Source organism: Variovorax sp. GW823-FHT04F07 (assembly GCF_058795995.1).
The window spans coordinates 345,126-372,119 of record NZ_JBXAIG010000003.1; the positions used below are offsets into that span (position 1 = coordinate 345,126).

Consider the following 26,994-nt stretch of genomic DNA (forward strand, 5'->3'; position numbering starts at 1 on the left):
GTTCGGGCCTCGGGCGGCCCGGCCCGTCAGCGCATGCGCGCCCGGTGCGCCGCGCCGGCGCGCTCGACGAGGTCGAGGTCGAACGCCGTCAGCTCGGCGATGCGCACGTCGGCCAGGGCAAGCACCTCGGGCCCGAGCGGAAACTCCGGCCCGGGCGCCGCGATGATGCCCATGCCGGCCGCACGCAGCGAGCGGATGCCGTTGCCGGAATCCTCGACGCCGACGGCGTGCTCGGGCTTCACGCCGATCTTCTGCAGCACGTCGAGGTAGATGTCGGGCGCGGGCTTGCCGTGCGCGACATCGTCGCCATACGTGGTGGCCAGGAAGACCTTGTCGAGGCCCGTCACCTTCATCACATGCGCCGCCAGTTCGTTCGGCGAACCGGAGGCCAGCGCGACCTTGTAGCGGGTCGCCGCCAGGCGCACCGCAGCGATGGCGCCTTCGCGCTCGGGCAGGTGCACCTCGTACTTCGCCAGCAGGCGCGCCTTGATCTCGCGGGCGATCGCGGCCTCGTCCATGCCAAGCCTGGCGCGCAGGTCAAGCCGCTCGACCATGAGGCGCGACCACATGCGGGTGTTGCAGCCCATGGTGGCTTCCTGGTCCTCGGCGCTCCAGGTCATGCCGTGGTCTGCGGCGAACTCTTCGCGGGCCTGGCGCCAGAGCACTTCCGAGTCGATCAGGATGCCGTCCATGTCGAAGACGACGGCTTGGATGGTGGTCATGAAAAAGGCTCTCCTTGCGTGTGACAGTCGAATTCAGGGGGCCAGCCGGCGCTGCAGCGAAGCCGCCAGCGTCTGCAGGATCAGGCAGCACGAGGTGGCGCCGGCGTCGAGCACGCCGATCGAGCGCACACCCAGCCGCGCCGAACGGCCGACGCGGGCCTGCAGGTCCTTGGTGGCGTCGCGCCCCTGCTGCGCGGCAGCACCCATGGCCTGCAGGCAGGCAGCGAAGCCTGCGCCATTGGCGAGTGCGGCGGCGTAGGCATCGCGCGCCGGCACGAGCGTGTCGATCAGTGTCTTGTCGCCGACCTGGGCATTGCCCATTGCCTGCACGTTGGCGACGGCCACGGCCAGCGCCTCGCCGAACAGCGCCGCATCGAGTTGTTCATGCGGCGCCAGGGTGTCGACGAAGCCGAGAAAGAAGCGGCCATAGAGCGGCCCCATCGAACCGCCGATGTCGTCCATCAGCGCCTGCGACAGCTGCTCGAGCGCACCGGGCAGCGACGCGGCGCGCGGGCCGAGTGCGTCCAGGCGCGTGCCGCAGCCGGTGAAGCCCTTGGCCATGTTGATGCCGTGGTCGCCGTCGCCGATCAGGCCGTCGATCTCGCTCAGGTGCTGCCGGTTCGCGACGATGGCGTCGATGAGGTCGCGCACCACGGGGCCCGCCTCCGCGAGGGCCAGCGTGGCCCCGCTCACCGTGCGTGCGTGCGCGCCGGCGCCCGAAGACACGGCCGCCGTGGCCACGGCAGGGTTCATGCGGGCGCTCCCGCTGTAGGTGCGGCCCTGCGCGGCGTCGCCGGGCACGCTCAGCCCGACGCTGCGGCAGGGGTGCTTCAGGCAGGTCTCGAGTTCGTCGTCGAGTTTCATGAGGGTCAGCGTCACGCCCATCATCTCGAGCGAGGTGAAGAGGTTGCCGACCTGGTTGAACGCCACCGTGATGCCCCGGGCCAGGAGACGCTGCGCGATCTCTCCGTAGAGGATGTACTGCTCCATCACCGGCGTGGCGCCGAGCCCGGATATCAGCACCGCGACCCGGTCGCCGGCGCCGAACGGCAGGTCGGGCAGCACGACATCGAGCATGAGCTGCGCCATCTCGGCGGCGCTCGCCGTCGCCCGCACGTCGATGCCGGGTTCGCCGTGGTGTCCGATGCCGACCTCCATCGTGCCGGGCTCGATGTGGAAGTTGGCCTTGCCGACCGCGGGGATCACGCAGGCAGACAGGCCCACGCCGATGCTGCGCGTGTTCGCAATGGCCTTCTGCGCCGCGGCGATCACCTCGTCGAGCGAGGCGCCGAGCGCGGCCTTGGCGGCACCGACCTTCCACATGAAGATCTCTCCCGCGACACCGCGGCGCCGTGCCTCGTCGCCCTTCGCGGCCGAGGGCACGTCGTCGTTGGCGACCACGGTCCTGACCACGATGCCCTCGCGCTCGGCCATCTGGCGGGCCATGCCGACGTTCATGTTGTCGCCGGCGTAGTTGCCGTAGAGGCAGGCCACGCCCGCGCCGCCGTCGGCCGTGCGGATCGCGTCCAGGAAGCTCTTGGCTGTGGGCGAGGAGAAGATCTCTCCGACAGCGACGGCATCGACCATGCCGTCTCCCACGTAGCCGAGGAACGCCGGCTCGTGCCCCGACCCGCCGCCGGTCACGACACCGACCTTGCCGCGCTCGGGCGCCCGGGCGCGCTTGACGACACGCGGGTTGGCCGGCAGTGCCTCGACGCTGTCGCCGTGGGCCAGCAACCAGCCCCCGAGCATGTCCTCGACGACGCGATCGGGGTGGTTGACGACACGGTTCATGGACATAAGGCAGGTCTCCTGGGTAAGGGCGGGGCCGGACGCGGCCCGCGGGGTGTGTGTGCGCGAAGGGATGGCTCTACAGGGCCGCGGCGAGCAGGACAGGGGCAGCGGCAGGCGACGCGGCCGGCGGCACGGCGGCGCCGGGGCCCAGCGCCGCACGCTCCGCCGCGATGAGTTCGCGGTAGGCCGCAAGCTGCCGGCGGGTGTCGTCGCTCGACCAGCCCAGGTACGGCGCGATGCATCCGGCCACGAAGGGGGCCAGGGCCAGCCCGCCATCGGCGAGTTCGATCGACAGGTGGGTGCGGCGCGTCATCACGTCGGTCAGCGTGTGCGCGCCCTCGGCGACGACGGCATGCACGAGTTCGGCGGCCAGGTAGTGCGAGGCACCAGGCAGTGTCGCGCGCAGTGCGGGCCTGGCCCGCGCGAGCGCCCGCAGGTCGCGCACCCGGTCGCCGTGCCGCTGCAGCAGGCGACCCGCATCGCCGATGCCCATGCCGAAATGCCGCGCCAGGTCGCCGGCGCTGTCGCGCACCGCGGCCCAGTCGCCGGCCCCGACCAGCGGCAGCGAGGCCGTGGGCGATGGCGTGTTCACCCCCAGGGGCTTCACCGCGGCATCGACCGCGTCGGCCGCCATGCGGCGGTAGGTCGTGTACTTGCCGCCGACGACGGTGGTGAGGCCGGGCGGCCCGTCGATTACCGCGTGGTCGCGCAGCAGTGCCGATGTCGAATCGGTGGCGCCGACCGACTTCAGCAGCGGACGCAGGCCGGCGAAGGTGCCGAGCACGTCGGCGCGGCCGACCTTGCGTTCGAGGTAGGCGTTGAGGTTGTCGAGCAGGTAGTCGACATCGGCCGCTTCGGCGACCGGCTGCGACTTGTCGCCGTGCCACGGCGTGTCGGTGGTGCCGACGAGCCAGTAGCCGTACCAGCGGCGCGCGATGATGACGGAGTCGGTGGCGCGGGCGAGGATACCGGTGTCGGACTGCAGCGCTTCCGGCCGCAGCAGGATGTGCACGCCTTTCGCGGGTTGCACCCGGAAACTGTTGGCGCCCGCGCGCTGCTGGATGTCGTCGGCCCAGATGCCGGTGGCGCTGATCACCGCGCGGGCGGCCAGGCGGTGGCGCTCACCGGTGAGGGTGTCTTGCACCACGACACCCGCGACGCGCTCGCCGTCCTTGATGAACTCGACCATGGGCGCCCGCGTGATGACCCGGGCGCCGCGACCGGCCGCCGTGCGCACCACCGCAAGGGTGTGGCGCGCATCGTCCATCAGCGCGTCGTGGAACTGAACGCCGCCGACCACGCGCCGTGCATCGATCGAGGGAATGTGCCGCTTGAGCGCCGCCCGGCCGAAGTGACGCTGGCGCGGAACGGCACCGCCCTTCAGGCCGAAGAGGTCGTAGAGCAGCACGCCGGCCGCGACATAGGGCCGCTCCCACCAGGCGCGGGTGAGCGGATAGAGAAAGGACTCCGGGCGGGCGATGTGCGGGCACAGGACCTTGACCATCAGGTCGCGCTCTTCGATCGCATGCGCCACCAGCTTGAAGTTGAGCTGCTCGAGGTAGCGCAGGCCGCCGTGAAAGGTTTTTCCCGAACGCGACGAGGTGCCGGTGGCGATGTCGCCGGCCTCGACCAGCACCACCGAGAGTCCGCGTGCGACGGCGTCGAGCGCGGCGCCCGCGCCGGTCACGCCCGCGCCGATCACGAGCACGTCGGCCACGCTGCGCGAGGCTTCGGCCAGGTCGCGCCGCCGCTGCGCGGGATGGAGCCAGGTCGCGTCGGCCGGCTCGAAGGCCCGCGCCAGCACGGCGGGCGAGACGAAGTCGTTCATCGAATCTCCTGCGCGGCGGCATCGAGGTGGGCACGCCGGATGTCGGCCAAGGCCTGCCAGGGCGCCCTCGCCCGCTGTGCACCCTCGCGGTACTGCCCGTAGATCTGGTCGTAGAGCGCGGTCTGGCCCGGGTCCGGCAAGGTGACCGCCTCCTCGAGGTAGGCATCGACCCACTGGGGCAGCATCTGGTGAAGGCTGACGTGGCTGTCGATCGACAGCGCGGCGGTGATGGCCGCGCCTGCGGCGCCGCACTCCTCGCGGTTCGACACGCGCACCGGGCGCCCGGTGACCGACGCGATCATCTGCCGCAGCGCCAGGCTGCGTGCGGCGCCGCCGGACAGGCGGATCTCTTCGGGCAGCGTGCCGAGCGCGGTGTAGCAGTCGCGCGTGGCCATCGCGATGCCTTCGAAGACCGCGCGCGACAGGCCCGCCACGCCCAGCGTGGCACTGAAGCCGCTGAGCTGCGCACGGGCGCTCGCATCGACAAAGGGGCCGCGCTCGCCGCTCTGCGCGATGTAGGGGTGATAAACCGCCTGTGCGGGTGCGGTGGACAGCACCAGCGCATCGAGCCGCTCCAGCATCTGCGCGTGCGGCAACGCCGCGCCGCCAGCCAGTTCGGCCGCGCTGCCGAGCAGCCGGAGCAGCCAGTCGATGTTCAGCGTCGCCGCCATGTGCGAGACCAGGCGGACCCGCAGGCCCGGCGCAGGCATCGCGATGGTGTAGCCGGCTTCGGCGCTCGGTTCGATGGCCGCCGTGTTGTCGGTGACCCAGCCGTGCATGCCGGTGCTGCCGAGCACCGAGCAGCCGACGTGCCGCAGCCCGCCCTGCGCATCGAACGCCATGCCGCCGGCGCCGAGCACGCACAGCGGCACGTCCATGAGCGGCAGCACCACCGGCAGGCCTTCGGGTAGCCCCGTCTCGGTGGCGGCAGTGCGGGTCAGCGGCGCATGGCTGCGGGTGCCGTCGACGATCGGCGGCAGGAGGTGCTTGACGGCACCCAGGCCGAGCAGTGCCAGGGTCTCGTCGTCGTAGGCCAGGCTCCTGAAGTTGCCGAAGGTGTAGACGCCTTCGCAAGGGCTGGTCGCACGCACGCCCGTGGCCTGGAAGAAGAGCCAGTCCTTGCAATGCATGGCCGATGCGGCCCGTGCCAGGCGCTCGGGCTGGTGCGCCTGCAGCCACAGCAGCTGGCCGCTTTGCATCGACGGGTTGAGCGCATTGCCGGTGCGCGCGGCGACGAGCCGCGAGGCCGGCGTCTCGCGCAGCGCCTGCACGTGCCGGCCGGCGCGCGCGTCGAGCCACAGCATCGCGGGCCCGACCGGGCGGCCGTCGGCATCGACGAGCCAGGTCCCGTCGCCCTGGCCGGTGGCCGCCAGGGCCACCACGCGCGCCGCCAGGCCAGGGACGCGCGCGGCCAGCGCACGCAGCGTGGCTGCGGTGTCGGTCCAGGTTCCGTCGAGGTCCTGCTCGGCCGCGCCGTCGGGGCCGAGCAGCACGCGGTTCGGCGTGCTGGCCACCGCCACCTGCCGGCCCTGCAGGTCGAAGGCCACGGCCTTGATGACCGAGGTGCCGGCGTCCACGCCGATGATGAGGTCGCGTGCCATGCGCGTCAGTGCCGGCCGCCGAGGGAACGGGTTGCGTTCATCGGTGTTTCGCGTGGTACTTCTCGTCCAGCGCATCGATGGCGCGGACGTTGCGCGCCGACGTGCCGTGGGGGTCGAAGTGCGAGGACAGGTAGGCCTGCGCCACCGCCTTGGCCAGTTCGGCCCCGATCACCCGCGCCCCCATGGTGATGACCTGCGCGTTGTTGGAGAGCGCGGCGCGCTCTGCCGAGTAGGTGTCGTGCGTCTGCGCCGCGCGGATGCCGGGCACCTTGTTGGCCGAGAGGCAGACACCGATGCCGGTTCCACACACGAGGATTGCGCGGTCGTAGAGGCCGCTGAGGATGCCCTGGCAGACCCGGTCGGAGAGGTCGGCATAGAAGAAGTCGGCGTCCTCCTCGGGCAGGCCGATGTGGGTCACCTCGAGGCCCTCACGGCCAGTGAAGTGCCTGGCAAGAACCTCGGCAAGGGGCGCGCCCGCGGTGTCCGCGGCAATGGCGATCTTCATGTGCTTTCCATTTCTTCGAACCGGCTGTGCAACCGGCGGCGTCGCGTGGCGAGCGCCGCCGGAACCTTGCGGTGCCGGGGTGGCGTGACGTTGCGTGGGCTTACTTGTCCAGGACGAACGGCGAGGAGTACTTGGCGGCATTGCCCTTGGTGATCAGCAGGCAGTCGAACAGCTGCTTCTCGGTCTTGGCGCCGGTCTTGCCGGTTCGGATGAACGAGTCGGCTTGCTGCACGGCAGCGGCGGCGAACACCGCGACGGGCTGGAGCACCGTGTAGGCCAGCTCGCCGGCCTTGACCGAGGCCACCGAGTCCGGCGAACCGTCGAACCCGCCGACGACGACCCCGTTGAACTTGCCCGCCTTCTTGAGCGCGGCGATCGCGCCGAGGGCCATCTCGTCGTTGCCGCTGATGACGCCCTTGATGTCGGGGTGTGCCTGCATCAGCGACTGCATCTTGTTGTGCCCTTGCGTCCGGTTCCAGTTGGCGACTTCCGACCCGGCCTTGGCCAGGTCCGGGTACTGGCTCAGCACGGTCTTGAAGCCGTTCGACCGGGTCGCGGCGTTGTTGTCGGAAGGGGCGCCGACGAGCTCGACGTACTTGCCCTTGCTGCCCATCAGCTCGGCCCAGTGCTGGGCCCCGAGCGCGGCACCCTGGGCGTTGTTCGACACGAGCTGCGCCTGCGCCAGGCCCTCCTTGTTGATCTCGGCATTGACGAGGATCACGGGGATCTTCGCGGCCACCGCCTTTTGCACCGCGCCCACCGAGCCGCTCGCGTTCGCGGGGTCGAGGATGATGGCGACCGACTTGTTGGTGATGGCCGTGTCGATCAGCCGGCTCTCGGTGTTGGTGTCGCCGGTGTGCGCGGCGACGACCGCGGTGTAGCCCAGTTTCTGCGCCGTGGCCTTGGCCACTTCGCCTTCGGTGAACCAGTAGGGGTTGGCGGGATCGTTCACGATGATCGTGATCAGCCCCTTGCCCTTGCCTTGGGCCCATGCCGGGCTGGCCATCAGGGGCGTGAGCGAGAGTGCAGCAAGCAGCGTGCGGCGGGTGGTGTTCAACATGACTTCGTCTCCTTGGTGGTTTCTTCTGGACAGATGCCGCGGCTGCGGCGGACGGGAATCTTTCAGGCCGTGGGCCGTGGCTGGGCAGGCGTGCCGGACACGGCCGGGGTCGCGGCACGCGCAGGCCGACGCCCGTACCGGATGGCGTTCAGCAGCACCGCGAGCACGATCACGGCGCCCGTGAAGACGGTCTGCCAGTAGGAAGACACGCCGATGATCACGAGCCCATCGGACAGGAAGCCGATGACGAAGGCGCCGAGCAGCGTGCCGCGCACGTTGCCGCGCCCTCCGGTGAGCGCCGCGCCGCCCACCACGACGGCGGCGATCGCGGTGAGTTCGTAGGTGCTGCCCGCCGTCGGGCCGGCCGAGGTCAGTTGCGACGACAGGACCAGCCCCGCAATGGCGGCGCAGACACCGGACAGCACGTAGACGGTGACGGTCGTGAATCGCACGGGCACGCCCGACAGTTCGGCCGCCCGTGCGTTGCCGCCGCTCGCATACACCCAGCGCCCGAAGGCCGTGCGGTTCAGCAGCACGGCCGCGACCACCGCGACCATGGCAAGCACCAGCACGCCGACCGGCATGCCGAGGATCTGGCCGAAGCCGAGCCAGTTGAAGCCCGTGTTGCCCAACTCGGGCCGCCCGCCGAGGTTGTTGAAGGTCAGCCCGTTGGTGATCAGCAGCGCCACGCCGCGCGCGACGTACAGCACGCCCAGCGTGGCCACGAAAGCCGGCACCTTGAAGAAGGCGATCAGCACGCCGTTGACGGCCCCGACGAAGGCACCCAGTGCGCAGGTCAGCACCACCACGACCCAGACCGGCGGGTAGAGCACCAGGCCGAGCGCGTCGATCGTGACGCCCTGCATCAGGTAGCCGGCGACGACCCCGCACAGGCCGAGGGTCGATCCGACCGACAGGTCGATGCCACCGGTGAGGATCACGATCAGCATGCCGATGGCCAGCAGCCCGAAGATGGCGACGTGCGACGACATGATCAGGAAGTTGCCAGTCGAGAAGTACACGGGCGACAGCAACGAGAACACGGCCACGATCGCGATGAGCGCGAAGAAGGCGCGCCCTTCGAGCAGGAGGCGGACGATGTCAATGCCGCCGCCTCCGCCGTTGACAGGACGGGAAGGCAGTGCTGGAGATGGGGCTTCGCTCATGGTGATGTCCGCTCGGAAGGCTTCATTCAGGCAACCATGGCTTCGCCCGAGGCGGCCATGATCATTTCTTTGGTGGCGTCGGCGCCGAACTGGGCCGAGATTCGCCCCCGTCGCATGACGACGATCCGGTGCGCGACGCCCAGGCATTCGCTCACCTCCGAGGTCGAGAACACGACCGCGAGGCCCTGCCGCGCGCGCTCGGCGAGCAGGCGGAACACCTCGGCCTTGGCGCCGACGTCGATGCCCCGGCTCGGCTCGTCGAGCAGCAGGACCTTCGGGTGCGTGGCGAGCATCTTTCCGATGACCACTTTCTGCTGGTTGCCGCCCGACAGCGATCCGATGGCCGCCTGGCCACCGCGGGTCTTGACGGTGACGCGCCGGATCGATTCGTCGACGCATGCACGCTCCCGGGCCGGCGATGTGAAGCACCCGCGAACGAAGGCGCCGATGCTGGCCAGCGAGAGGTTCTGGCCCACGCTCATCGTCTGCACGAGGCCGTCGCGCTGGCGGTCTTCGGGCACCAGCGCGAGGCCCTTGGCGATGCGCTGCGCGATGCTCAGCCTCGACACGTCCTGCCCTTCGAGCAGCACGCGCCCGCCGTCGAGTGCGCAACGGCCGGCCACGGCCTCCAGCAGCTCGGTGCGCCCCGCGCCCATCAACCCGTAGATGCAGACGATTTCGCCCGCCCGCACGTCGAGCGACACATGGTCGACGACGTCGGCGCCGGAGCTTTCGGTGAGGACGGCGTCCTCGATGGCCAGCGCGATCTGGCCGAAGTCGTAGCCGCCGGGCGGACTGCCCAGATCGAAGTTCTCGCCGACCATGTGGCGCACGATCCATTCGAGATCGATCTCGGCGCGCGGCGCCTTGGCGGTCATGGCACCGTCGCGCAGCACCACGGCGTGGTCGGTGATCTGCAGTGCCTCTTCCAGGTGGTGCGAGATGTAGACGATCGACACCCCTCGCGCCGTGAGGTCGCGGATCACCTTGAACAGCGCCTCCACCTCCGTCGCCGAGAGCGCCGACGTGGGCTCGTCCATGATCAGGATGCGGCTGTTGACCGACAGGGCCCGCGCGATCTCGACGATCTGCTGCTGCCCGAGGCGCAGGTCTTCGACCAAGGTCAGCGGATCGATCGCTTCCTCGAGCTCCGCCATCAGCGCCCGCGTGCGCCGCGCCTCTTCGGCAAAGTCGACGCCGGTGGCGCTGCGCAGCTCGCGGCCCATGAAGACGTTGTCGCGCACCGAGAGGTTCGGTGCCAGGCTCAGCTCCTGGTGAATGATCGAGATGCCGCGCTCGCGTGCGTCGGCGGCCGACGCCAGGACGACCGGCACACCGTCGAGCACGATGTCGCCCGACGTGGGCGTGACCACGCCCGAGAGGATCTTCATCAGCGTGGACTTGCCGGCGCCGTTTTCACCGAACAGCGTCGTGACCTGTCCGCGGTGGATGTCGAAGTTCACGCCCTTGAGCGCCTGCACGCTGCCGTACGACTTGGCGATGTTCCGCGCCGACAGCACGATCGCGCTGTCGGGATGACGGGCGATGCCAGCGGCGCTCATTGCACGCCCAGCCGCACGGGCGTGACGAGCCAGCTCGACGGATTGATGAGCTGGAACACACCGACGACGTCGACCTTCTTGCCGGTGAGCGCGTCACGGTCGAGCGTGCCGAGCACCTGCGCCTTGACCTCGTTGTTCAGTGCCGAGCCCGCGTCCTGATAGTCGATCTGGTTGGTGAACTGACCGAAGGCCACCGTGCCCGTCGCGTCCCGCACCTCGGTGCCGTTGAGGGCCGGCCCGGTTTGCACGCGAAGCTGCAACCCTTGCGGCAGGCCATCGACCGCCACCGTGAAGATGCCCGCACGGCCCTCGCCGACCGTCCCGGTGAACCGGACCGGGAAGATCGGTCCGACGCTCCCGGGCTTGCCGTAGGTCTCGCCCGCTGCCGCCTTGTCCGCCGCGAGGGCCTGCGCCAGCACCGGGGCGTCGACAGCCGCCTTCTCGATCAGGGCCCGAATGGGCGCGAATGCCTTCTTGCCGTAGGCCTCGGCCGAAAACGCGTCGACCCGTGCGTCTTCGCTGGAGCCGATGCGGACCGCCTTGGTGTCCAGCGCCATCGCCGCGCACAACAGCAGGAGCACCGCCGTCCACACGCAGGCCGACGTCCGCAGACGGAACGGTCTGCGCGCGGAAATTTCGAGCTGGGCGCCCATGCGAACCTCCTCCCTGTTGATCTTCTTGAACCTGTCTATTCCGGTCGACGTTGGCGCTCTATGGGCACCGACTCCGACGGCCGGAAGATGGCGGCGCGGTCAGCGACGCTGACCGGCCTGGTGGCGCAGGCACAGCTGCGCGGTCGCCTCGTCGACGATGAGTTCGGTGATCAGGCCGGTGTTGAGCACCGCGCAGATCGCCTCGGCCTTGTACGTACCACCGGCCACCGCGAGCACGTCGCGCCCGCGCAGGTCGTCCAGCGACGCACCGACCGCGCGTTCGTTCATCTCGCACTTCACCGGTTCGCCGTTCGACGCCACGAAACAGCCGGCGAGTTCGCCGACCGCCCCCGCCTTGCGCAGCGCCGCCAGCTCCTTGGCCGTGACCGACTGGGTGCGCAGCAGATGGGTGTCCGGCCCCAGGTCGCCGACACCGACGACGCAGAGCTGGCACTCGCGCACAAGCTCGAGCACGTGCTGCACGCCACGCTGGGCGCGCAGCACCTGCGCGTCCGCCCGGCTGTCGGCCAGGAACGGCACCGGCATGAAGTAGCACTCACCGCCCGTGCGCTCGGCCAGCTTGGCAATCAGGTCGAACGGGTTGGCGGCGGAGCGGCGCGTGAGGCTGCCCAGGAGCGAGATGAAGCGCGTGTCCTTGCGATTCGCCGCGGGCATCCGCTCGACCATCGCAGCCAGCGTGCGACCGTGGCCCACACCGATGGTGCGCACCTCGCCGGCGTCGAGGACACGGGTCAGCTGGCGTGCGGCAGCCACTGCCAGCGCGGGGATCGCATCGGTCGCATCGTCCAGGTCGGCCTGGGTGGTCGGGACGACCACGCAGCGCTTCAGGCCGAAGGCTTCCACCAGCTTGTCTTCGAGCGCCATGCATTCGGCAGGCACACCTTCCACGAAGAACTTGATCAGCCCGCTCTGCATGGCCGAAGCGATCAGCCGCTGCACCTTGACTCGCGACACGCCGAGCCGCTCGGCGATCTGCTCCTGCGTGTGGCCGCCCACATAGGCCAGCCATGCGGCGCGGATGGAAAGACTCAGTTCGGGGTCCATGTCGTGTATTTTGTGAACATTTGATCTTCATCTGCTCAATTGATCAGATGGATGAACTTTAGGGATTGCGAGTGGGCCAGTCAACGAACGCGCCCTCGGTGTTTTCCCGCGCCATCACACACGCGGCGCCCTGACCAGGCGGAGCAATAGATGGGGAGGATGAGACCCGGCGCGAAGCGAATCGCCCGGGGTTTTCGGCTACTCGCTCGAGACGCCAGTCCGCCTCCAGGCCTGCGCATGGCCCAGGAAGGCGCGAAGCTGCGAGGGCCGCACCGGCTTGACGAGCACCGGCAGGCCAGCCTCGCGCGCAGCCGCCTGCGAATCGCCGCCGACGTCACCGGTCACGATCAACGCAGGCAGGTCGGCCTCGTTCAACGCAAGGCGCAGGTCCGCGATGGCCTGCAGGCCACTCGCCTGCAGGCCGAGCCGCAGGTCCACCACCAGCGCATCGGGCCGGAAGCCCGCCTGCAGGCACGCCAGCGCGCCCGCCATGTCGCTCGCGGCGCGGACCTCCGCGCCCCAGGAGGCCAACAGCCCTTGAAGCGCCTGCAACGAACTCTGGTCGTCATCGAGCACGAGCACGCGCGCCGCCAGTGCGGCGGTCGATGACGCGGCGAGCCGTTCGACGTCGTCCGCCCGATCGCTCTCGGCCGCATCCGCCAATGGCACCTGCACGTCGAACACGCTGCCCTGCCCCGGCTGCGAGCGCACGGTCATGCGCAGGTCGAGCAGCTCGCTCAATCGCTTCACGGTCGCGAGGCCCAGGCCGTAGCCCAGGCGGCGGTCGCGCGCGGGGTTATCGATTTGATAGAACTCGTCGAAGATGTGCGGCAAATGCTCGGGCGCGATGCCGATGCCCGTGTCTTCGATGGCCAGCCGCAGCCGGCCGTTGTCAACCCGGCCGCCGATCCGCACCGTGCCCTGGTGCGTGTAGCGGATGGCGTTCGCCAGCAGGTTGGTGACGACACGCGTGAGCAAGGCGCGGTCGCTTCGGACGGTGGCGGGGTCGATGGCTAGCTCGAACGTCAGCCCCTTGGCCGCAGCCACGGCCTGGTGCGGCCGGCAGCAGTCGCGCAGCAACTCGTCGATGGCGAAGAGCGACCACTGCGGGCTGATCGATCCGGCATCGGCGCGCGTGATGTCGAGCAGGTCGTCCACCACGTCGGTCATGCCGTCGGCGCAGGCCACCAGCTGCTCCGAGAGCGCCTGCACCTGCGGCTGCGTGCTGACCGTGTGCAGCGTCTGCGCCAGCAGCGCCATGGCGTTGAGCGGCTGGCGCAGGTCGTGGTTGGCCGAAGCGAAGAAACGCATGCGCGCCGCGACGGCTTCTTCAGCGGTCTGGCGGGCCGAGCGGCTGCGCTCGTTTTCGGCGCTCAGCGCGGTCACCAGTTCGGCATTGCGCCGGCGCTGCGCCTGGATCTCGTGCAGCGCGCGCGACAGTTCCCTGGAACTCAGCAGCGTGTAGACACCGATCAGCGTCACGATCATCGCCATGGCCAGGTGGTAGCTGCCGCCGAACCAGATGTCGCGCAGCACCAGCGGGCCGAGGATGAGGCCCACATAGACGATGGCCGACCGCTCCATCGTCGAGAGCCGGATCGCCCCACCGAGCGAAACAGTGACCATCGTGATGTGAAGGATGGCCTCGGCCTGCGCCGGCCCGTCGTTCTGCAGCAGGACGCACAAGACGCCCCACGACAAGGCCAGGCTCTGGCTGCTGGCCATGAGGGGCAACGCCATCGCCGCGAGGTTCGATCGAAGGCCGGGCCGCAGCGCCCATGCCACCCAGATGCCGCCCCGCACGGCCACGAGAAAGCAGTAGACGGCGAACCACGCCTGCATGCGCGCGCCGTCCGCGCCCGTCGCGTATTCGCGGTAGCACAGGTACCCGCCAAGCGCGGCCAGCATCCACGCCCAGGGCGTGGTGCGGATCATCTGCTCGACCTGCTGGAGCTGGAGGTCCGAGAAGCGCAGGCACGCGGCGATGAGGCCGCGCACACCAGGGACGCGCGGCGCTTTCAGCGGAGGTGCGAGGGCGGCAGGAGCCGAAGGCTTCATCGCGGCTCCAGCCACAGCCCCGCGCGCCGCGCCTGGACCAGCAGGTGGGTGCGGTTGCGCGCGTCCATCGTGTCGAGCAGCGCCGTGATGTGGAGCTTGACCGTGCGCTCCGCGATCGCCAGCTCGGCGGCGATCTGCTTGTTCTGGCGGCCCTGCGCCACCAGCAGCAGCACTTCGAGCTGGCGCGGCGTGAGGCTTGCGACCGGCAGGCCGGTGCGCGAGGGCAGCACATCGAAAGACTCGCCGCCGGCGGCCACCTCGTCCAACGCCGCCGCGATGTGCGCCACCGAGCGCGACTTGCCGATGAAGCCGGCCGCACCCGCGGCGCGTGCGCGCGCGGCGAGCGCGGGTTCTTCGTCGCCCGAGATCATCAGGCGCGACACGAGGGGATGCCGGGCGCCGAAGAGGCGCAGGCCTTCGAGGCCGTCTTCACCGCCCAGGCGGTAGTCGATCAGCACGATGTCGGGCGCGCATTGCGAGGCACGCGCCACGCCCTCGGCCAGCGAGAGCGCGGTCTGCACTTCGAAGTCGGGGCGGGCGTGCGTCAGCGCATGCGCAAAGCCGACACCGAACAGCGGGTGATCGTCGACAAGCAGGAGTTTCATGGTGCCGTGATCCTCGGGTGCGGGCCCGGCCCGCGCCCTCTCCTCGTAGGGCGCCATTGTTGTCCACGCCGGCGCATCGGTGCCGCATCGGCCTTCGCGAAGCCTCAGTTGCAACGACCGGCCGCGCGCAGCAGCGCATTGCAGGCCGGTGCGGGAGCGGTCGCCGGCCTCGTGGCGGAGCGGCGCGCGGACGCGGGGGCGTCGCTCTGGCGCATCTCCTGGCAGATCGCGTCGCTGACCACTCGACCGACGACCGACACCGAACCCTCCACGTAGCAGCTGTAGACCCGTCCACCGTCGGTGCGCGCCTGGAAGGTCGTCTGCACGCCGCTGTCGGCCCGGTTCGAGATCGTGAATGCCTGCGGCGGCAGGCCCAGCGCCCGCGAGGTGTTCGTGACGATGGCGTCGTCGGTCACGGCATGCGAAGCGCATCCGCCTGCCAGAACGGCGGCCGCGAGAAGCCAGGGCAGGCCGAAGAGCGTTCGTGAAGAGGTCATGCAAGGAGCCTATCGGGACACCTTGCAACGGCCCATAGCACCTTCGGGCAGGTGCCCGAAGGTGCTATGGGCCGCATGCGCAGCCGTCCCTACGATCCGCCCCTCTTGAACGAACAAGCAAGCACAGAAGGCGCCGGGCCCCGGCGCCAGCAGACGAGGAGGAACACGGACATGACGAAGACGAGCAGCTACGGACGGTGGATGGTGTGCGCAGGGGCGCTGGCCCTGCTGGCGGCCTGCGGCGGCGGTGGCGGCGGATCAGGCGGCGGCGCGTTGCCGCCGCTGGGCATCTTCCCGCCCGCGCCCCCGCCGGCGGCCGTGACCCATCGCCTCGAGGTCGGCATCACCGGCAACGGTCGCGTCGGATCGCAGCCCGCGGGCATCGACTGCACCGATCGCTGCAGTGCGGATTTCAATGCGGGCACCGAAGTCGTCCTCGCAGCCACGCCGGCCGCGGGACAGGTGCTCGGCAACTGGGGCGGCGCCTGTAGCGGCAACGCCGGCACCTGCACCGTGCGGATGGACGCCGCGCTCGACGTGACGGCCACTTTCGTGGCGGCACCGCCCGTGATCGGCTGGGGCGATGCAGCGGCGCTATCTGCCGGCGGCGCCAGCCTGCCGAAGACCGCGATCGATGCGCAGGGGCGCGCGCTGGTCGTGTGGCGCCAGATCGAAGGCAACCCGCAGGTGGACCGCCTGTGGGGCAGCCGCTACCTGCCCGGCAGCGGCTGGACCGCACCGCAACGCCTCGAGGCCAACGCCGGCGGCGTGCGTGACATCCGCATCGCCATCGACAAGCCCAGCGGCCGCGCCGTCGTGCTGTGGACCCAGCTGAGCTCCGTGACCGGCTACGACCTGTGGGCGCTGCCCGTCGACCCCGCGGGCGGCTGGGGCAGCCCCGCGCTGCTGGAGACCGGCACCGGCATCGTCGGCAACGCCAGCGTGGGCATCGACGCCAACGGCAACGCCGTCGCCGTGTGGTCGCAGATCGGACCGAGCACGCGCTTCAGCATCTACGCCAACCGCTACACCCCGGCCGGCGGCTGGGGCACCGCCGCGCTCATCGAGATCAACGAGGTCGTGGGCAGCGTCGACGGCGACCCGGCCGTCGTGGTCGCGGGGTCGGGCGAATCGGTCGCCGTATGGAAGCGCTCCGACGGCAGCAGCGCCTCGCTCTGGACCAACCGCGCCAACGCAAGCGGCACCTGGACCACGGCCACCGAACTCGTGCCCGACACCGGCACCGGCCACTCGATAGGTGCCCACGACCTGGCGATCGACGCCGCCGGCAACGCGTTGCTCGCCTGGGGCCAGGCCGACCTGCCCGGCGGCAGCAACCAGTGGGAGAGCGCCGTGTGGTTCAAGCGCTTCTCGGCGGGTGCATGGCAGAGCGGCACCGCGCGGGTGGGCGCACCGTTCGTCGCCACGCAGGCGTTGTTGAGCACGCCCGTGCTGCGCATGAATGCGGCGGGTGCGGCGGTCGTGAGTTGGGGGCAGTTGGACAACGCGCTCATGGCGGCGACGGCGGTGCCGGGCGCGGCGTTCGGCGCGGACCGTGCGGTGAGGGCGGCGGCTTCACAGGCGTTGGCGAGCTTGCCCGCATTGGGTGTGGACGATGCGACCAATGCGTTGGTGGCGTGGGCGCAGGGCAATGGGGTGGGGACCAGCGATCTCTACGCGGCTCGGCACACGCTGGCGGATGGCTGGGGGACGCCGGTGGCTCAGGAGGGCACGGATGAGATTGCGACTTCGCCGGATCTGGCGATGAATGAAGTGGGGGATGCGGTGCTGGCTTGGCAGCAATTTGAGGCTGCGAGTGGGACGCGCATTCTGGTGCGGCGGTATGAGTCAGGGAGATAAGGAGTACGTGAGGGGGAAATGGCTTGCCCCATCACGACCCGCATGGATAGGAGACCGACGGCGGAAGTGTGCCCACTAAGCTGGAGCGGGCGAAACGCCACGCACAGACTCAATAGTGGCAAGACTCTCGATGACTTAGCGCCGAGCGTCACTTTCAAGAAACGTAGGACCATCTTGCCGGATCGCATGAGTCTTGATGGGCATGTAGATGATGTGGGTCTTTGAGCATCTAGCAGCACCGACGGCCGACTCCAAGCGTTCACCACGTCTGCCGGCCCCCGATGAATGACGATGACCCGATCGACATTTCTGCCGATTGCCGATGATGCAACGCCTTTACATCTGGTTTAGGTGCAATCTACGCCCCGTAGTTGAGAGCGAGCGGAGTTCTTGGAGGCCTGCCCGCTGTACTAGCCTCGGCCCTTGTTGGTCTTTGCGGGATGGTGGTGCCGGCGCTTCTTCTGTACAACTGGCGGTGCAGGCACAAGCGAAGAGATCGTCTGAATCAAATTCCGGAAGGAAGGAGAGCGACTCTCCGCCGTTAGCGTCGTCACATGGGGTCCCATGGCTTCCGCCCATGCGACCTTATTTCCGCCTCCATCGTTCACGATCTGACCGAACAGCTCCCATGTTCCACAAATTGAGTCAGGCAGATACGCTCGTGCAGTTCCCATATCTGCACCTGGATAGGCACGCCTAAGCGCCCGCAGATCGCCCAAATAAAAGGCCTCCATCTCCTCAACCGCGACGCTGACACCAACACGAAGTTGAGGTGCACAGTGTCTGGCAACGGCACTGATATTGCCTGCAAGCCCTTCAACATCATCCTCATCCGCATCAAGCAGAACAAGTACGCCATCAGCACTCGGGTTCAATGCCGCCGCGAGGCCACGCAGCTTGGCAGGCAGTTGATCGAGAAGCCCACGCCTCTTGAAATCCGGAGGAGCGTCGACAACCTTTGGCAATGAACCTTTTCCTTGATGGGGATGCACACGAATATTTTGGGCCGGAAGAAGCCGCGGAATCCAACGATCAAGAAATGCACGCTCAGACGGTCCTTCAACTAGGACATGGATAGTCATTCCGGCGCACCGTCGTCCAAATGATTGCTGTACCAAAGCGAGCCAAGCGGGATACCTTGCTCACTCATAGCCGCGATGGTCGGTACATCAGCTGCACGGATTGCTTGAGCGTGGCCGTCAGGACCTTTGCGAATGAGCCACACCTGGGTCGGCTGAAGAGCATCGACAAAATAAGGCGAATGCGTGGTCACGAGCATCTGTGTCGTTAGCTTTTGGTCAGTAGTTCGACTGGAGAACTGGCTAGCCAATCGCTCTACCAGCCGAACGTAGAGTCCGTTTTCCGGTTCCTCTATGCCGATGAATGGTCTCGGATTTGGATCTTCGAGCAACACAGCGTACGCAAGCATCTTCAGCGTGCCATCTGACATGCTGTGCTGGAAGAATGGATCCTTGTAGCCCTGCTCATCGAACTTCAGAAGTAGTCGCTTATCCTTGCTCGGTTCCGGTGTGATCTTCTTCAGCCCCGGGATCGCTCGTGCAAGGCGACCCAGAATCGCTTCGAACTGTTGTGGATACTGTCTTTGGTAGTACTGCAAGACATTTCCGATGTTTGACCCCTCGCGATCCAGCCATCGCTGAGCACCACTTGCGGGGAGCGCACGAGCGGCATTGGGAACAAAATATGATAGGTACCACTGTTCGATGTAAGCGCGAAGCGCAACGATGCGAGGGTGTTCGGAAAGATTGCCAAGCGTCGCAATGCCGAGTTTGTCCAGATTGGCAAGCGTGACCGAATGGGAATCGCGAGACTTTTCCGTTACTTGACCAACTGCTTGACCTGCCCAGACCTTGCCCTTCCCTCTTTTCAGCTTCAGAAAATAGTAGGGCTTCCCCAACGTCTCACCCTCGCGACGTTGACGGCATGTCTCCTCGACAGCTGCAGGTACGCCATCAACTAAGTCAACAACCAATTGATAGACGATTGGCCGCGAGGCATCGCCCGCTTCGAAGAAAATCTCAAACGAAATAGGGCCATTTACACCTTGCGTCCTTAGACGGTCAAAGCCGCCACGCCAAGGCTTGTCGCACGCTGCTTCTACTCCGTCAAGCAGACAGTCCGCGACAAATCCAAACGCATCGAGGACAGTGGATTTCCCCGAGCCATTCGGACCTATTAGGCAGGTAAGGCGCGGAAGTGGTGTACCCCTACTGTACTGAACTTGGCCAAAACTGACGTCCGCTAGTGCGCGGAAATTTTTGATATGGATGCCGAGGAGGCGTGCCATGGAACCTTCCGGAACAAGTCAAAGTAGGCCGATGTAGCCCGGGCAAGTAGATTACCTCATCCGTCGAACGCAAGAGCCTTTACCGCTAGTTTTCGCGCGAACCCAGCGAGAGCTGCCAGCCGGTCTTTCTCATTCCTACCGAGGAAAAAGAGGGCTGCCCGTTGGACCGACGCAACACTCGCCGTTCTGACCAGAGACTAGCTTGAAGTCAAATCTTCGTGCAAATAGATTGGCCAGAACTATCTGCCTCGAAGTGCAAAAAGGGAGAAGTGCCAAACGCAATCCGATCTACGTAGTGTGCAACGCAATTGCCTGCCCCCAATTCCTCATCAGACACTCTTTTGATCGAGCGTCAGAATTCCGTGCGTCGCCAAGACCTCCCATGACCACCTCAACAAACAGAGGAGTAAATGACGGACGACTTGGTAAGGATGGATTCGCAAGCAAGCTTCTCGCCCGCGACGACTGGGGAATCGCGCTACCACGTCACCGCTCATTTCGTCACTAGTTCAGTGCTACTCACGAAGCGCGCCGTCGAAACGGAACAGGTCACGACTACAAGTCGTTCATCAAAAAGTGGAACATGTGGTGCTCAGTACCGGAGCAATCACACACAGGCAGCAGCTTCACTAGAGACTGCACTTTCTGAGGTACTTCAGGTGGTCTTGGTCACCAACCTGGCTCTGCCAAAAGAGGTTCCATTCCTTGAACCCCTCGACCGCCCCCCGCCCGTAGAGCACGGAGATATCATTCCCCGCATACAGGGAAAACCTCGACCCTCTCGAGGTGAGCAGCCCTTCAGCGATGCGAGTCTTCTAATCGGTCTTAGAAATGAACGGGCTTTTTGTCGACGATGCCCATTCGAAACTCGGTGCACTAGACGGATGCCAGTAACCAAGCGGCAGCCCGCACGAGTTGCGGCCCCTACGGGCCTAGCCAGATCGACAATGGGAAGCTGCCGAGCAAGCTCCCAATCACTTCATGCTGCCCCAATCAATCGCACTGACGGCAGATGGACTTATGGACGGGTACGGATTTCGAACTGGCCAAACGTCGATAGCTGGCGGAGAGTGTGAGATTCGAACTCACGGACGCTTTCACGTCGGCAGTTTTCAAGACTGCTGGTTTAAACCACTCACCCAACTCTCCGGAACCGTCGATTTTAAGCTGACGGCGCGGCCTTACTCGTCATCGGGCAGGAACAGCGTCTGCAGGTCGCTCAAGAAGTCGAGTCCGCGCTCGGTGGGCCACACGCGGAACAGGTCGCGCGCGACGAGCCCCTTGCGCTCGGCCTCTTCCAAGCCGCGTTGGATCGACGTCATCGCCAGGCCCGTGCGCTCGCTGAACTGGGGCAGCGTGAAGCCCTGCTTCAGCCGCAAGGCATTGAGCATGAACTCGAACGGCAGGTCGGCCAGCGCCACTTCGTCGCTCTGCGACACGGCCATGCCAGCGCGCGCGTTCTCCATGTACAGGCGCGGTTCGCGATAACGCACCTGCCGCACGATGCGGTGCGCAAAGCTCAGCTTGCTGTGCGCGCCGGCGCCAATGCCGAGGTAGTCGCCGAACTGCCAGTAGTTGAGGTTGTGCGCGCACTGGTGCCCGTCGCGTGCATAGGCCGAGACCTCGTAGCGCGACATGCCGTTCGCGCCCGTGCGCTCGGTGATGCGGTCGAGCATCGCGTAGGCGATGTCGTCCTCGGGCAGCGTGGGCGGGAACTTGGCGAACCAGGTGTTGGGCTCGATGGTGAGGTGGTAGATCGAGATGTGCGGCGGCGCGAGGGCCAGGGCCTGGGTCAGGTCGGCGTCGAGGCCTTCCATGGTCTGGCCCGGCAGGGCGTACATCAGGTCGAGGTTGAAGGTGTCGAAGGCGCTTGCGGCCTCTTCCACCGCGGCGATGGCCTGGGCGCGGTCGTGCACGCGGCCCAGCGCCGTGAGGTGCTCGTCGTTGAAGCTCTGCACGCCCACCGACAGGCGCGTGACGCCGGCCGCGCGGTAGGCGCGGAAGCGGTTGCGCTCGAAGGTGCCGGGGTTGGCCTCGAGCGTGATCTCGCACTCGGGCGCGAGCTTGAGGCGCGCGCGCACGTCGCCCAGCAGCCGGTCGATGGCTTGCGGCGAGAACAGGCTGGGCGTGCCGCCGCCGATGAAGATGGTGTGGACGGTGCGGCCCCAGATCAACGGCAACGCGGCGTCGAGGTCGGCGATCAGCGCGTCGATGTAGGCGGCTTCGGGGAGGCCGTCGATGTCGGCCTCGCTGGTGGCGCGCCACTCGTGCGAGTTGAAGTCGCAGTAGGGGCACTTGCGCAGGCACCACGGCAGGTGGATGTACAGCGACAGCGGCGGCAGCGCGGCGAGTTGCAGCGGGCCGGGGCGCATCCAGTGCAGCACGTCATTGGCCTGGGGAGCGCCGCCGGCTTGGGCGGGCTGGATCGGGAAGACGGTGGCCATGGGTCAGAACCAGCGCTCGCGCATCAGGGCGAGCATGGCCTGCGCGGCGCGGCCGCGGTGGCTGTTGGCGTTCTTCACGTCGGGCGGCAACTGGGCGAAGGTCTTGCCGAAGGTCGGCAGGTACATGACGGGGTCGAAGCCGAAGCCGTTGTCGCCGATGGGCGCGGGCGCGATCTCGCCGACCACGCGGCCAACGGCAATGAGCGGCTCGGGGTCGTCGTGGCTGCGCAGCGCGACGAGCGTGCTGACGAGCGCGGCGCGGCGGTTGACCACGCCGTCGAGCTGTTCGAGCAGCGCCTTCACGTTGTTGGCGTCGCCCTTGGCGTAGCCGAACTGCGTGGCGTAATAGGCGGTGTCGACGCCCGGCAGGCCGCCGAAGGCATCGACGCACAGGCCCGCGTCGTCGGCAATGGCCGGCAGGCCGGTGGCGGCGCTGGCGTGGCGCGCCTTGGTGAGCGCGTTCTCGACGAAGGTGCGGAAGGGTTCTTCAGCCTCGCCCACGCCGAGTGCCGACTGCGGCACCAGGGTGACGGACAGCTCGGCAAACAGCTGCTGGAGTTCGGCGAGCTTGCCCGCGTTGTTGGAAGCCAGAACCAGTTTCATGGAAAGTCAAAGATGGCTGTGATGCCCGATGAACGGGCGCCAGTGGCTCGTTGGTTGTAGTCGTCGTTCAGTTCGAAAGCAGGGCCTGCTGCTGCAGGCTCACGAGTTCGCCAATGCCCTTCTCGGCCAGGCCGAGCAGGAGGTTCATTTCGTCGCGCGTGAAGGCCACGCCTTCGGCCGTGCCCTGCACTTCGACGAAGTGACCGGCGCCGGTCATGACGACGTTCATGTCGGTGTCGCAGGCCGAGTCTTCGGTGTACTCGAGGTCGAGCAGCGGCGTGCCGTCGACGATGCCCACCGAGATGGCGGCCACGTGGCCCTTGATGGGCGAGGTCTTGAGGGCGCCAGAGGCCAGCAGCTTGTCGACGGCGTCCTGTGCGGCCACGAAGGCGCCGGTGATGGCCGCGGTGCGCGTGCCGCCGTCGGCCTGCAGCACGTCGCAATCGAGGTGGATGGTGCGTTCGCCCAGGGCGGCGAGGTCGAACACGGCGCGCATCGAGCGGCCGATGAGGCGCTGGATTTCCTGCGTGCGACCGGTCTGCTTGCCCTTGGCGGCTTCGCGGCTGCTGCGGGTGTGGGTGGCGCGCGGCAGCATGCCGTATTCGGCCGTGACCCAGCCTTCACCGCTGCCCTTCTTGTGCGGTGGCACTTTTTCTTCGACCGAGGCGGTGCACAGCACGCGGGTCTGGCCGAACTCGATGAGCACGGAGCCCTCGGCGTGGATGGTGAAGCCGCGGGTGATGCGCACGGGGCGCAGCTGATCGGCGGCGCGGCCGCCGCTTCGTGTGAAAGCAGTCATTTTTTGAAAGAGAAAACCGAAAGAAGAAAAGGGAAACTGCGCGCTCAGGTTTTGCGTGCAGCGGAGCGGCGGATGGCTTCGTTGATCTCGGCGATGGAACGTTCGATCGCGTCTTCGTCGAGGTCGTCGATCTCGCTGTCGGACGGCATGCCAGCCTGGATGGTCGAGGCGAACACGCCGTCGTCGATGGTTTCGGTGGACACGCCGCGGTCGTCGCCGGGCGTCTCGGGCATTTCCCATTCGAGCGCGATCAGCGTCACGTTGTCGCTGTGGGCGCCGCCCTTGCGCAGCGCCATCTCGGCGAGGTCGGGCGCGGCGTCGGACACGGGCTTGCCGGACGACAGGGTGTGCACGATGACGGCGTCGTCGAGCACGCCCCAGACGCCGTCGGAGCACAGCATGAGGCGGTCGCCGCGCTGCAGCGGCAGCGGCGCCGACACATCGAACAGCGGCGTGGTCGGCGAGCCCAGGCAGGTCAGCAACAGGTTGCGGTTGACGGGCGCGTCGGTGGCACCGTGGGGCTTGGGGCGCTCGGCATGCGAGTGGTCGCGCGTGCGGGTCAGCAGGCGGCCGTCACGCACGACGTACAGGCGCGAGTCGCCGCAATGCAGCCAGGTGGCGGTCGCGTTCTGCAGCACGGCCGCGACGACCGTGGTGCGGGGCGTGTCGAGCATCGCCTTGTGGCTCGCGTACCGCATGATCTGCTGGTGCGCCGACATGGCCGATTCGGCCAGGAAGGCCTTCACGTCCTTCACGGTGGGGCGGGCCTCGCGCTGGTACAGCGCGGCGATGGTCTGCAGCGCCAGCTGGGCCGCCACTTCGCCTTCAGGATGACCGCCCATGCCGTCGGCGAGCACGAACAGGCCCGACTCCCGCGTGTAGCAGTAGCCCATGCGGTCTTCGTTCTTGAGACGGCCGCCCTTGCGGCTGACCTGGAACACGGAGAACTTCATGTCGATCAGGCCGGACGGGTGGTGGGCGCGGCGGCGCGCGGCAGGCTCTTCTTGTCGAAGGAGCGGATGTTGTCGATCGACAGGCGCACCTTTTCGCCGACCGTGAGCTTGGTGTAGCGGCGCTCGCCTTCGCGGCTGAGCTCCTTTTGCAGGGCAAACACCGACTGCGGGCGCGAGAGCGGGTCGAGCGACATGCACCACTCGACCACCTCGATGAGGTTGTCGGAGTACACGCCGCGCAAGCGCGAGAGCGACAGGCTCAGGCGGTCTTTCTCGATGCGCCGGGGTGCGTCGTTGGGCGGATAGCCCTGCATGCAGGCGTAGATGCAGGCACCGATGGCGTAGATGTCGGTCCAGGGGCCCATCGACGAGTCGCGCCGGTACATCTCGGGTGCGGCGAAGCCGGGCGTGTACATCGGGCGGATGAAGATGCCTTCCTTGCTGAGCACCTCGCGCGCGGCGCCGAAGTCGATCAGCACGGCGCGGTCGTCGTCGGTGACGAAGATGTTGGCGGGCTTGATGTCCAGGTGCAGCATCTTGTACTGGTGGACGATGCGCAGGCCGCGCAGGATTTCGTCGAACAGCGAACGGATGGTCGATTCGCGGAACACCTTCTGCCGCTTCAGGTCGCGCGCCGTGACCACGAAATCCTGCAGGGTCGCGCCCTCCAGGTAGTTCATGACCATGTAGACGGTCTCGTTTTCGCGGAAGAAATTGAGCACGCTGACCACCGACGCATGCGAAATCTGCGCGAGCGAGCGGCCTTCTTCGAAGAAGCTCTTGAGCCCCAGTCGGTACAGCGACAGCTTCTCGGGCGGCACCTGCGGCGCCAGCTCGCCGGGGCCCCGCGTGGCGAGCGACGAAGGCAGGTATTCCTTGACGGCGACCTGCTGGCCGTTCGGGTCGATCGCGAGGTAGACCACGCCGAAACCGCCCGCGGAAAGCCGGCGAACAACGCGATATCCGCCAATGACCGTATCGGGCAACAGGGGCGTAGGCTTGACCTTTGACATAATCCGGGAGTTTCGCCCGAAGGCGATGGTGCGGCAAGCGAACGCTGTACCGACGCCTCGGTGCTTGCAAGCAAAACCACAGTGAGGCGCAATGCCAGTTTACAGCATGACCGGCTACGCCAGCGGCCAGAACGGCCCCGCAGGCAGCCACTCCGAAGCCGATGCACGGCCCTCCGCCGCGGGCCGGCTCGGGGTCGAAATCCGCTCGGTCAACAGCCGCTTTCTCGACCTCACCTTCAAGCTCCCCGAGGAGTTGCGCCAGCATGAGACCGCGCTGCGCGAGCTGCTCACGGGCAAGCTCAAGCGCGGCAAGGTCGAGGTGCGCGCGGCCATCGAGAACACGTCCCAGGCGGGCGTGGTCGAGCCCTCCGTCAAGCTGCTTCAGCGGCTGAACGGCGTGCAGGACGGCATCCGTGCCTGGCTGCCCGGCGCCCGCGAGCTCAGCGTGGCCGACGTGCTGCGGCTGGCCGGCGGCGACGGCGCCACGCGCGGCGACTGGGGCCCCGACCTGCTCGACGTGGCAGGCAAGGCCCTGGAGGCCCTGATGTCGGCCCGCCAGCGCGAAGGCGCCCGGCTGGCCAAGATGCTCGAGGCCCACCTGGCCCAGCTGCGCACCCTGGTGCAGCAGGCTGGCCCGCTGGTGCCGCAGCTGGTCGAACAGCAGCGCACCCGCTTCCTGGAACGCTGGCAGGAGGCCATGGGCCTGACCGCCGGCACGGGCGGCACGCTGCCCGAAGCCGCCCAGGACCGCGCCCTGACCGAGGCCACCGCCTTCGCGATCCGCATCGACGTGGCGGAAGAGCTCACGCGGCTGAATTCGCACCTCGACGAGATCGAGCGGCTGCTCAAGAAGGGCGGCGAGATCGGCAAGCGGCTGGATTTCCTGATCCAGGAACTGCACCGCGAAGCCAACACCCTGGGCTCCAAGTCGGCAGCCCTGGAACTCACGCGCATCGGCGTGGACATGAAGGTCCTCATCGAACAGATGCGCGAGCAGGTGCAGAACATCGAATGACGACGAGCCTACCCATGGACTACCCCGGCAATATCTTCGTGGTCGCCGCGCCCAGCGGCGCCGGCAAATCGAGCCTGGTCAAGGCGCTCATGGAGCTCGACTCGGCCGTTCAGCCCTCGGTCTCCCACACCACGCGCCCCCCGCGCGGGCAGGAAAAGCACGGCCGGGAGTACTTTTTCGCCTCCCCGAGCGAGTTCGACGCCCTGATCGCGGCCGACGGCTTCGTCGAATGGGCCCACGTGCACGGCCACCGCTACGGCACGTCGAAGAAGGCGGTCGAGGAGCGGGTGGCCCTGGGCACCGACGTGATCCTCGAAATCGACTTCCAGGGCGCGCTGCAGATCCGCAAGACCTTTGCCAACGCGGTCATGATCTTCATCCTCCCGCCCAGCTGGGAAGAGCTGCGCTCCCGCCTCGAGCGGCGCGGCGAAGACAGCGCGGCGGTGATCGAACTGCGCCTGAAGAACGCGGCCGAAGAGATGGCCCAGGCCGGAAAATTCGATTTCGTTATAATCAACGAGTTATTTGAGCGCGCGCTTTTCGATCTCAAGGCGATCGTCCACGCGCAGCGGCTGCGGTATTCCGCACAGCGCAGAGCCCGTGCCGATACGTTCGCCGCACTGAACATCCCTTGAAATCCCCGCTCACCGACCGAAAGAATTCATCATGGCCCGCATCACCGTCGAAGATTGTCTCGTTCAGATCCCGAACCGTTTCCAGCTCGTTCTCGCCGCCACGTACCGTGCGCGCATGCTGAGCCAAGGCCACGCACCCAAGATCGAGAGCAAGAACAAGCCCGCCGTCACGGCCCTGCGCGAAATCGCCGAAGGCAAGATCGGCATCGAGATGCTCAAGAAAGTGCCGGGCTGATCTGACGCAGCCC

The 26,994-nt window shown here is 67.5% G+C and carries 24 protein-coding genes and 1 tRNA gene; 4 read left to right on the forward strand and 21 right to left on the reverse strand.

Annotation, left to right across the window (positions count from 1 at the left end):
- Positions 1-26: 26 nt before the first annotated feature.
- The 13 genes from AC1RAA_RS16920 to AC1RAA_RS16980 form a co-directional block, all read right to left on the reverse strand.
- A complete protein-coding gene (locus AC1RAA_RS16920) occupies positions 27-722 on the reverse strand; it encodes an HAD family hydrolase (protein WP_492731136.1) in 696 nt (231 codons plus the stop codon).
- A gap of 33 nt (positions 723-755) precedes the next feature.
- Complete coding sequence (dhaL, locus tag AC1RAA_RS16925; protein WP_492731135.1) at positions 756-2,522, reverse strand: dihydroxyacetone kinase subunit DhaL; 1,767 nt, start codon at positions 2,520-2,522, stop codon at positions 756-758.
- A 70-nt stretch (positions 2,523-2,592) separates the two neighbouring features.
- Complete coding sequence (locus AC1RAA_RS16930; RefSeq protein WP_492731133.1) at positions 2,593-4,344, reverse strand: glycerol-3-phosphate dehydrogenase/oxidase; 1,752 nt, start codon at positions 4,342-4,344, stop codon at positions 2,593-2,595.
- Positions 4,341-5,945 carry an FGGY family carbohydrate kinase gene (locus AC1RAA_RS16935; RefSeq protein ID WP_492731131.1) on the reverse strand — a complete coding sequence of 535 codons (1,605 nt, stop codon included), beginning with the start codon at positions 5,943-5,945 and terminating at the stop codon, positions 4,341-4,343. The genes AC1RAA_RS16930 and AC1RAA_RS16935 overlap by 4 nt, the downstream gene beginning before the upstream one ends.
- A 37-nt stretch (positions 5,946-5,982) precedes the next feature.
- Entirely contained in the window at positions 5,983-6,450 is a 468-nt protein-coding gene (derI, locus tag AC1RAA_RS16940) for a D-erythrulose-4-phosphate isomerase (RefSeq protein ID WP_492731129.1), read from the reverse strand.
- A gap of 100 nt (positions 6,451-6,550) precedes the next feature.
- Positions 6,551-7,510, reverse strand: a complete 960-nt coding sequence (locus AC1RAA_RS16945) for a D-ribose ABC transporter substrate-binding protein (RefSeq protein ID WP_492731127.1) — start codon at positions 7,508-7,510, stop codon at positions 6,551-6,553.
- Positions 7,511-7,572: 62 nt separating this feature from the next.
- The gene (locus AC1RAA_RS16950; RefSeq protein WP_492731125.1) at positions 7,573-8,676 is read right to left on the reverse strand and encodes an ABC transporter permease; all 1,104 of its coding nucleotides are present in this window, start codon (positions 8,674-8,676) and stop codon (positions 7,573-7,575) included.
- Between the two features lie 26 nt (positions 8,677-8,702).
- Positions 8,703-10,238, reverse strand: coding sequence for a sugar ABC transporter ATP-binding protein (locus tag AC1RAA_RS16955; RefSeq protein ID WP_492731123.1), 1,536 nt, complete (start codon positions 10,236-10,238; stop codon positions 8,703-8,705).
- Positions 10,235-10,891 (reverse strand): DUF2291 family protein, encoded by a 657-nt coding sequence (locus AC1RAA_RS16960; RefSeq protein ID WP_492731121.1) that lies wholly within the window; start codon positions 10,889-10,891, stop codon positions 10,235-10,237. Before AC1RAA_RS16960 ends, AC1RAA_RS16955 begins: the two co-directional genes overlap by 4 nt.
- Before the next feature lie 99 nt (positions 10,892-10,990).
- Entirely contained in the window at positions 10,991-11,956 is a 966-nt protein-coding gene (locus AC1RAA_RS16965) for a sugar-binding transcriptional regulator (protein ID WP_070062041.1), read from the reverse strand.
- Between the two features lie 198 nt (positions 11,957-12,154).
- Positions 12,155-14,014 (reverse strand): sensor histidine kinase, encoded by a 1,860-nt coding sequence (locus tag AC1RAA_RS16970; protein WP_492731118.1) that lies wholly within the window; start codon positions 14,012-14,014, stop codon positions 12,155-12,157.
- Entirely contained in the window at positions 14,011-14,619 is a 609-nt protein-coding gene (locus AC1RAA_RS16975) for a response regulator transcription factor (RefSeq protein WP_492731116.1), read from the reverse strand. Before AC1RAA_RS16975 ends, AC1RAA_RS16970 begins: the two co-directional genes overlap by 4 nt.
- 104 nt (positions 14,620-14,723) lie before the next feature.
- A complete protein-coding gene (locus AC1RAA_RS16980; protein WP_492731114.1) occupies positions 14,724-15,116 on the reverse strand; it encodes a hypothetical protein in 393 nt (130 codons plus the stop codon).
- A gap of 171 nt (positions 15,117-15,287) precedes the next feature.
- Between AC1RAA_RS16980 and AC1RAA_RS16985 the strand changes: the two genes are divergently transcribed.
- On the forward strand, positions 15,288-16,976 hold the full coding sequence (locus AC1RAA_RS16985; RefSeq protein ID WP_492731112.1) for an InlB B-repeat-containing protein: 1,689 nt from the start codon (positions 15,288-15,290) through the stop codon (positions 16,974-16,976).
- 410 nt (positions 16,977-17,386) lie between these two features.
- On the opposite strand, the gene AC1RAA_RS16990 is transcribed toward AC1RAA_RS16985, so the two are convergent.
- From AC1RAA_RS16990 to AC1RAA_RS17025, 8 genes are all read right to left on the reverse strand, one after another.
- Positions 17,387-18,058, reverse strand: a complete 672-nt coding sequence (locus tag AC1RAA_RS16990) for a DUF4276 family protein (protein ID WP_492731110.1) — start codon at positions 18,056-18,058, stop codon at positions 17,387-17,389.
- A complete protein-coding gene (locus AC1RAA_RS16995; RefSeq protein WP_492731108.1) occupies positions 18,055-19,284 on the reverse strand; it encodes an AAA family ATPase in 1,230 nt (409 codons plus the stop codon). Before AC1RAA_RS16995 ends, AC1RAA_RS16990 begins: the two co-directional genes overlap by 4 nt.
- A gap of 1,061 nt (positions 19,285-20,345) precedes the next feature.
- Positions 20,346-20,433 (reverse strand) — tRNA-Ser (locus AC1RAA_RS17000).
- A gap of 32 nt (positions 20,434-20,465) precedes the next feature.
- A complete protein-coding gene (hemW, locus tag AC1RAA_RS17005; RefSeq protein ID WP_492731106.1) occupies positions 20,466-21,728 on the reverse strand; it encodes a radical SAM family heme chaperone HemW in 1,263 nt (420 codons plus the stop codon).
- Between the two features lie 3 nt (positions 21,729-21,731).
- Positions 21,732-22,331: a non-canonical purine NTP pyrophosphatase gene (locus AC1RAA_RS17010; protein WP_062476318.1), complete on the reverse strand. Its 600-nt coding sequence runs from the start codon at positions 22,329-22,331 to the stop codon at positions 21,732-21,734.
- Positions 22,332-22,398: 67 nt separating this feature from the next.
- Positions 22,399-23,130: a ribonuclease PH gene (rph, locus tag AC1RAA_RS17015; RefSeq protein WP_492697481.1), complete on the reverse strand. Its 732-nt coding sequence runs from the start codon at positions 23,128-23,130 to the stop codon at positions 22,399-22,401.
- Between the two features lie 44 nt (positions 23,131-23,174).
- Positions 23,175-24,083, reverse strand: a complete 909-nt coding sequence (locus AC1RAA_RS17020; RefSeq protein ID WP_062476311.1) for a PP2C family protein-serine/threonine phosphatase — start codon at positions 24,081-24,083, stop codon at positions 23,175-23,177.
- A gap of 5 nt (positions 24,084-24,088) precedes the next feature.
- A complete protein-coding gene (locus tag AC1RAA_RS17025; RefSeq protein ID WP_056573330.1) occupies positions 24,089-25,096 on the reverse strand; it encodes a serine/threonine protein kinase in 1,008 nt (335 codons plus the stop codon).
- Between the two features lie 91 nt (positions 25,097-25,187).
- On the opposite strand from AC1RAA_RS17025, the gene AC1RAA_RS17030 reads away from it, so the two are divergent.
- The 3 genes from AC1RAA_RS17030 to rpoZ are packed head-to-tail and all read left to right on the forward strand — an operon-like array spanning position 25,188 to position 26,981.
- Positions 25,188-26,111: a YicC/YloC family endoribonuclease gene (locus AC1RAA_RS17030; RefSeq protein WP_492731104.1), complete on the forward strand. Its 924-nt coding sequence runs from the start codon at positions 25,188-25,190 to the stop codon at positions 26,109-26,111.
- A gap of 14 nt (positions 26,112-26,125) precedes the next feature.
- Positions 26,126-26,746 carry a guanylate kinase gene (gene gmk / locus AC1RAA_RS17035; RefSeq protein ID WP_062476362.1) on the forward strand — a complete coding sequence of 207 codons (621 nt, stop codon included), beginning with the start codon at positions 26,126-26,128 and terminating at the stop codon, positions 26,744-26,746.
- Positions 26,747-26,777: 31 nt separating this feature from the next.
- Positions 26,778-26,981 (forward strand): DNA-directed RNA polymerase subunit omega, encoded by a 204-nt coding sequence (gene rpoZ, locus AC1RAA_RS17040; protein WP_013543330.1) that lies wholly within the window; start codon positions 26,778-26,780, stop codon positions 26,979-26,981.
- Positions 26,982-26,994: the final 13 nt, after the last annotated feature.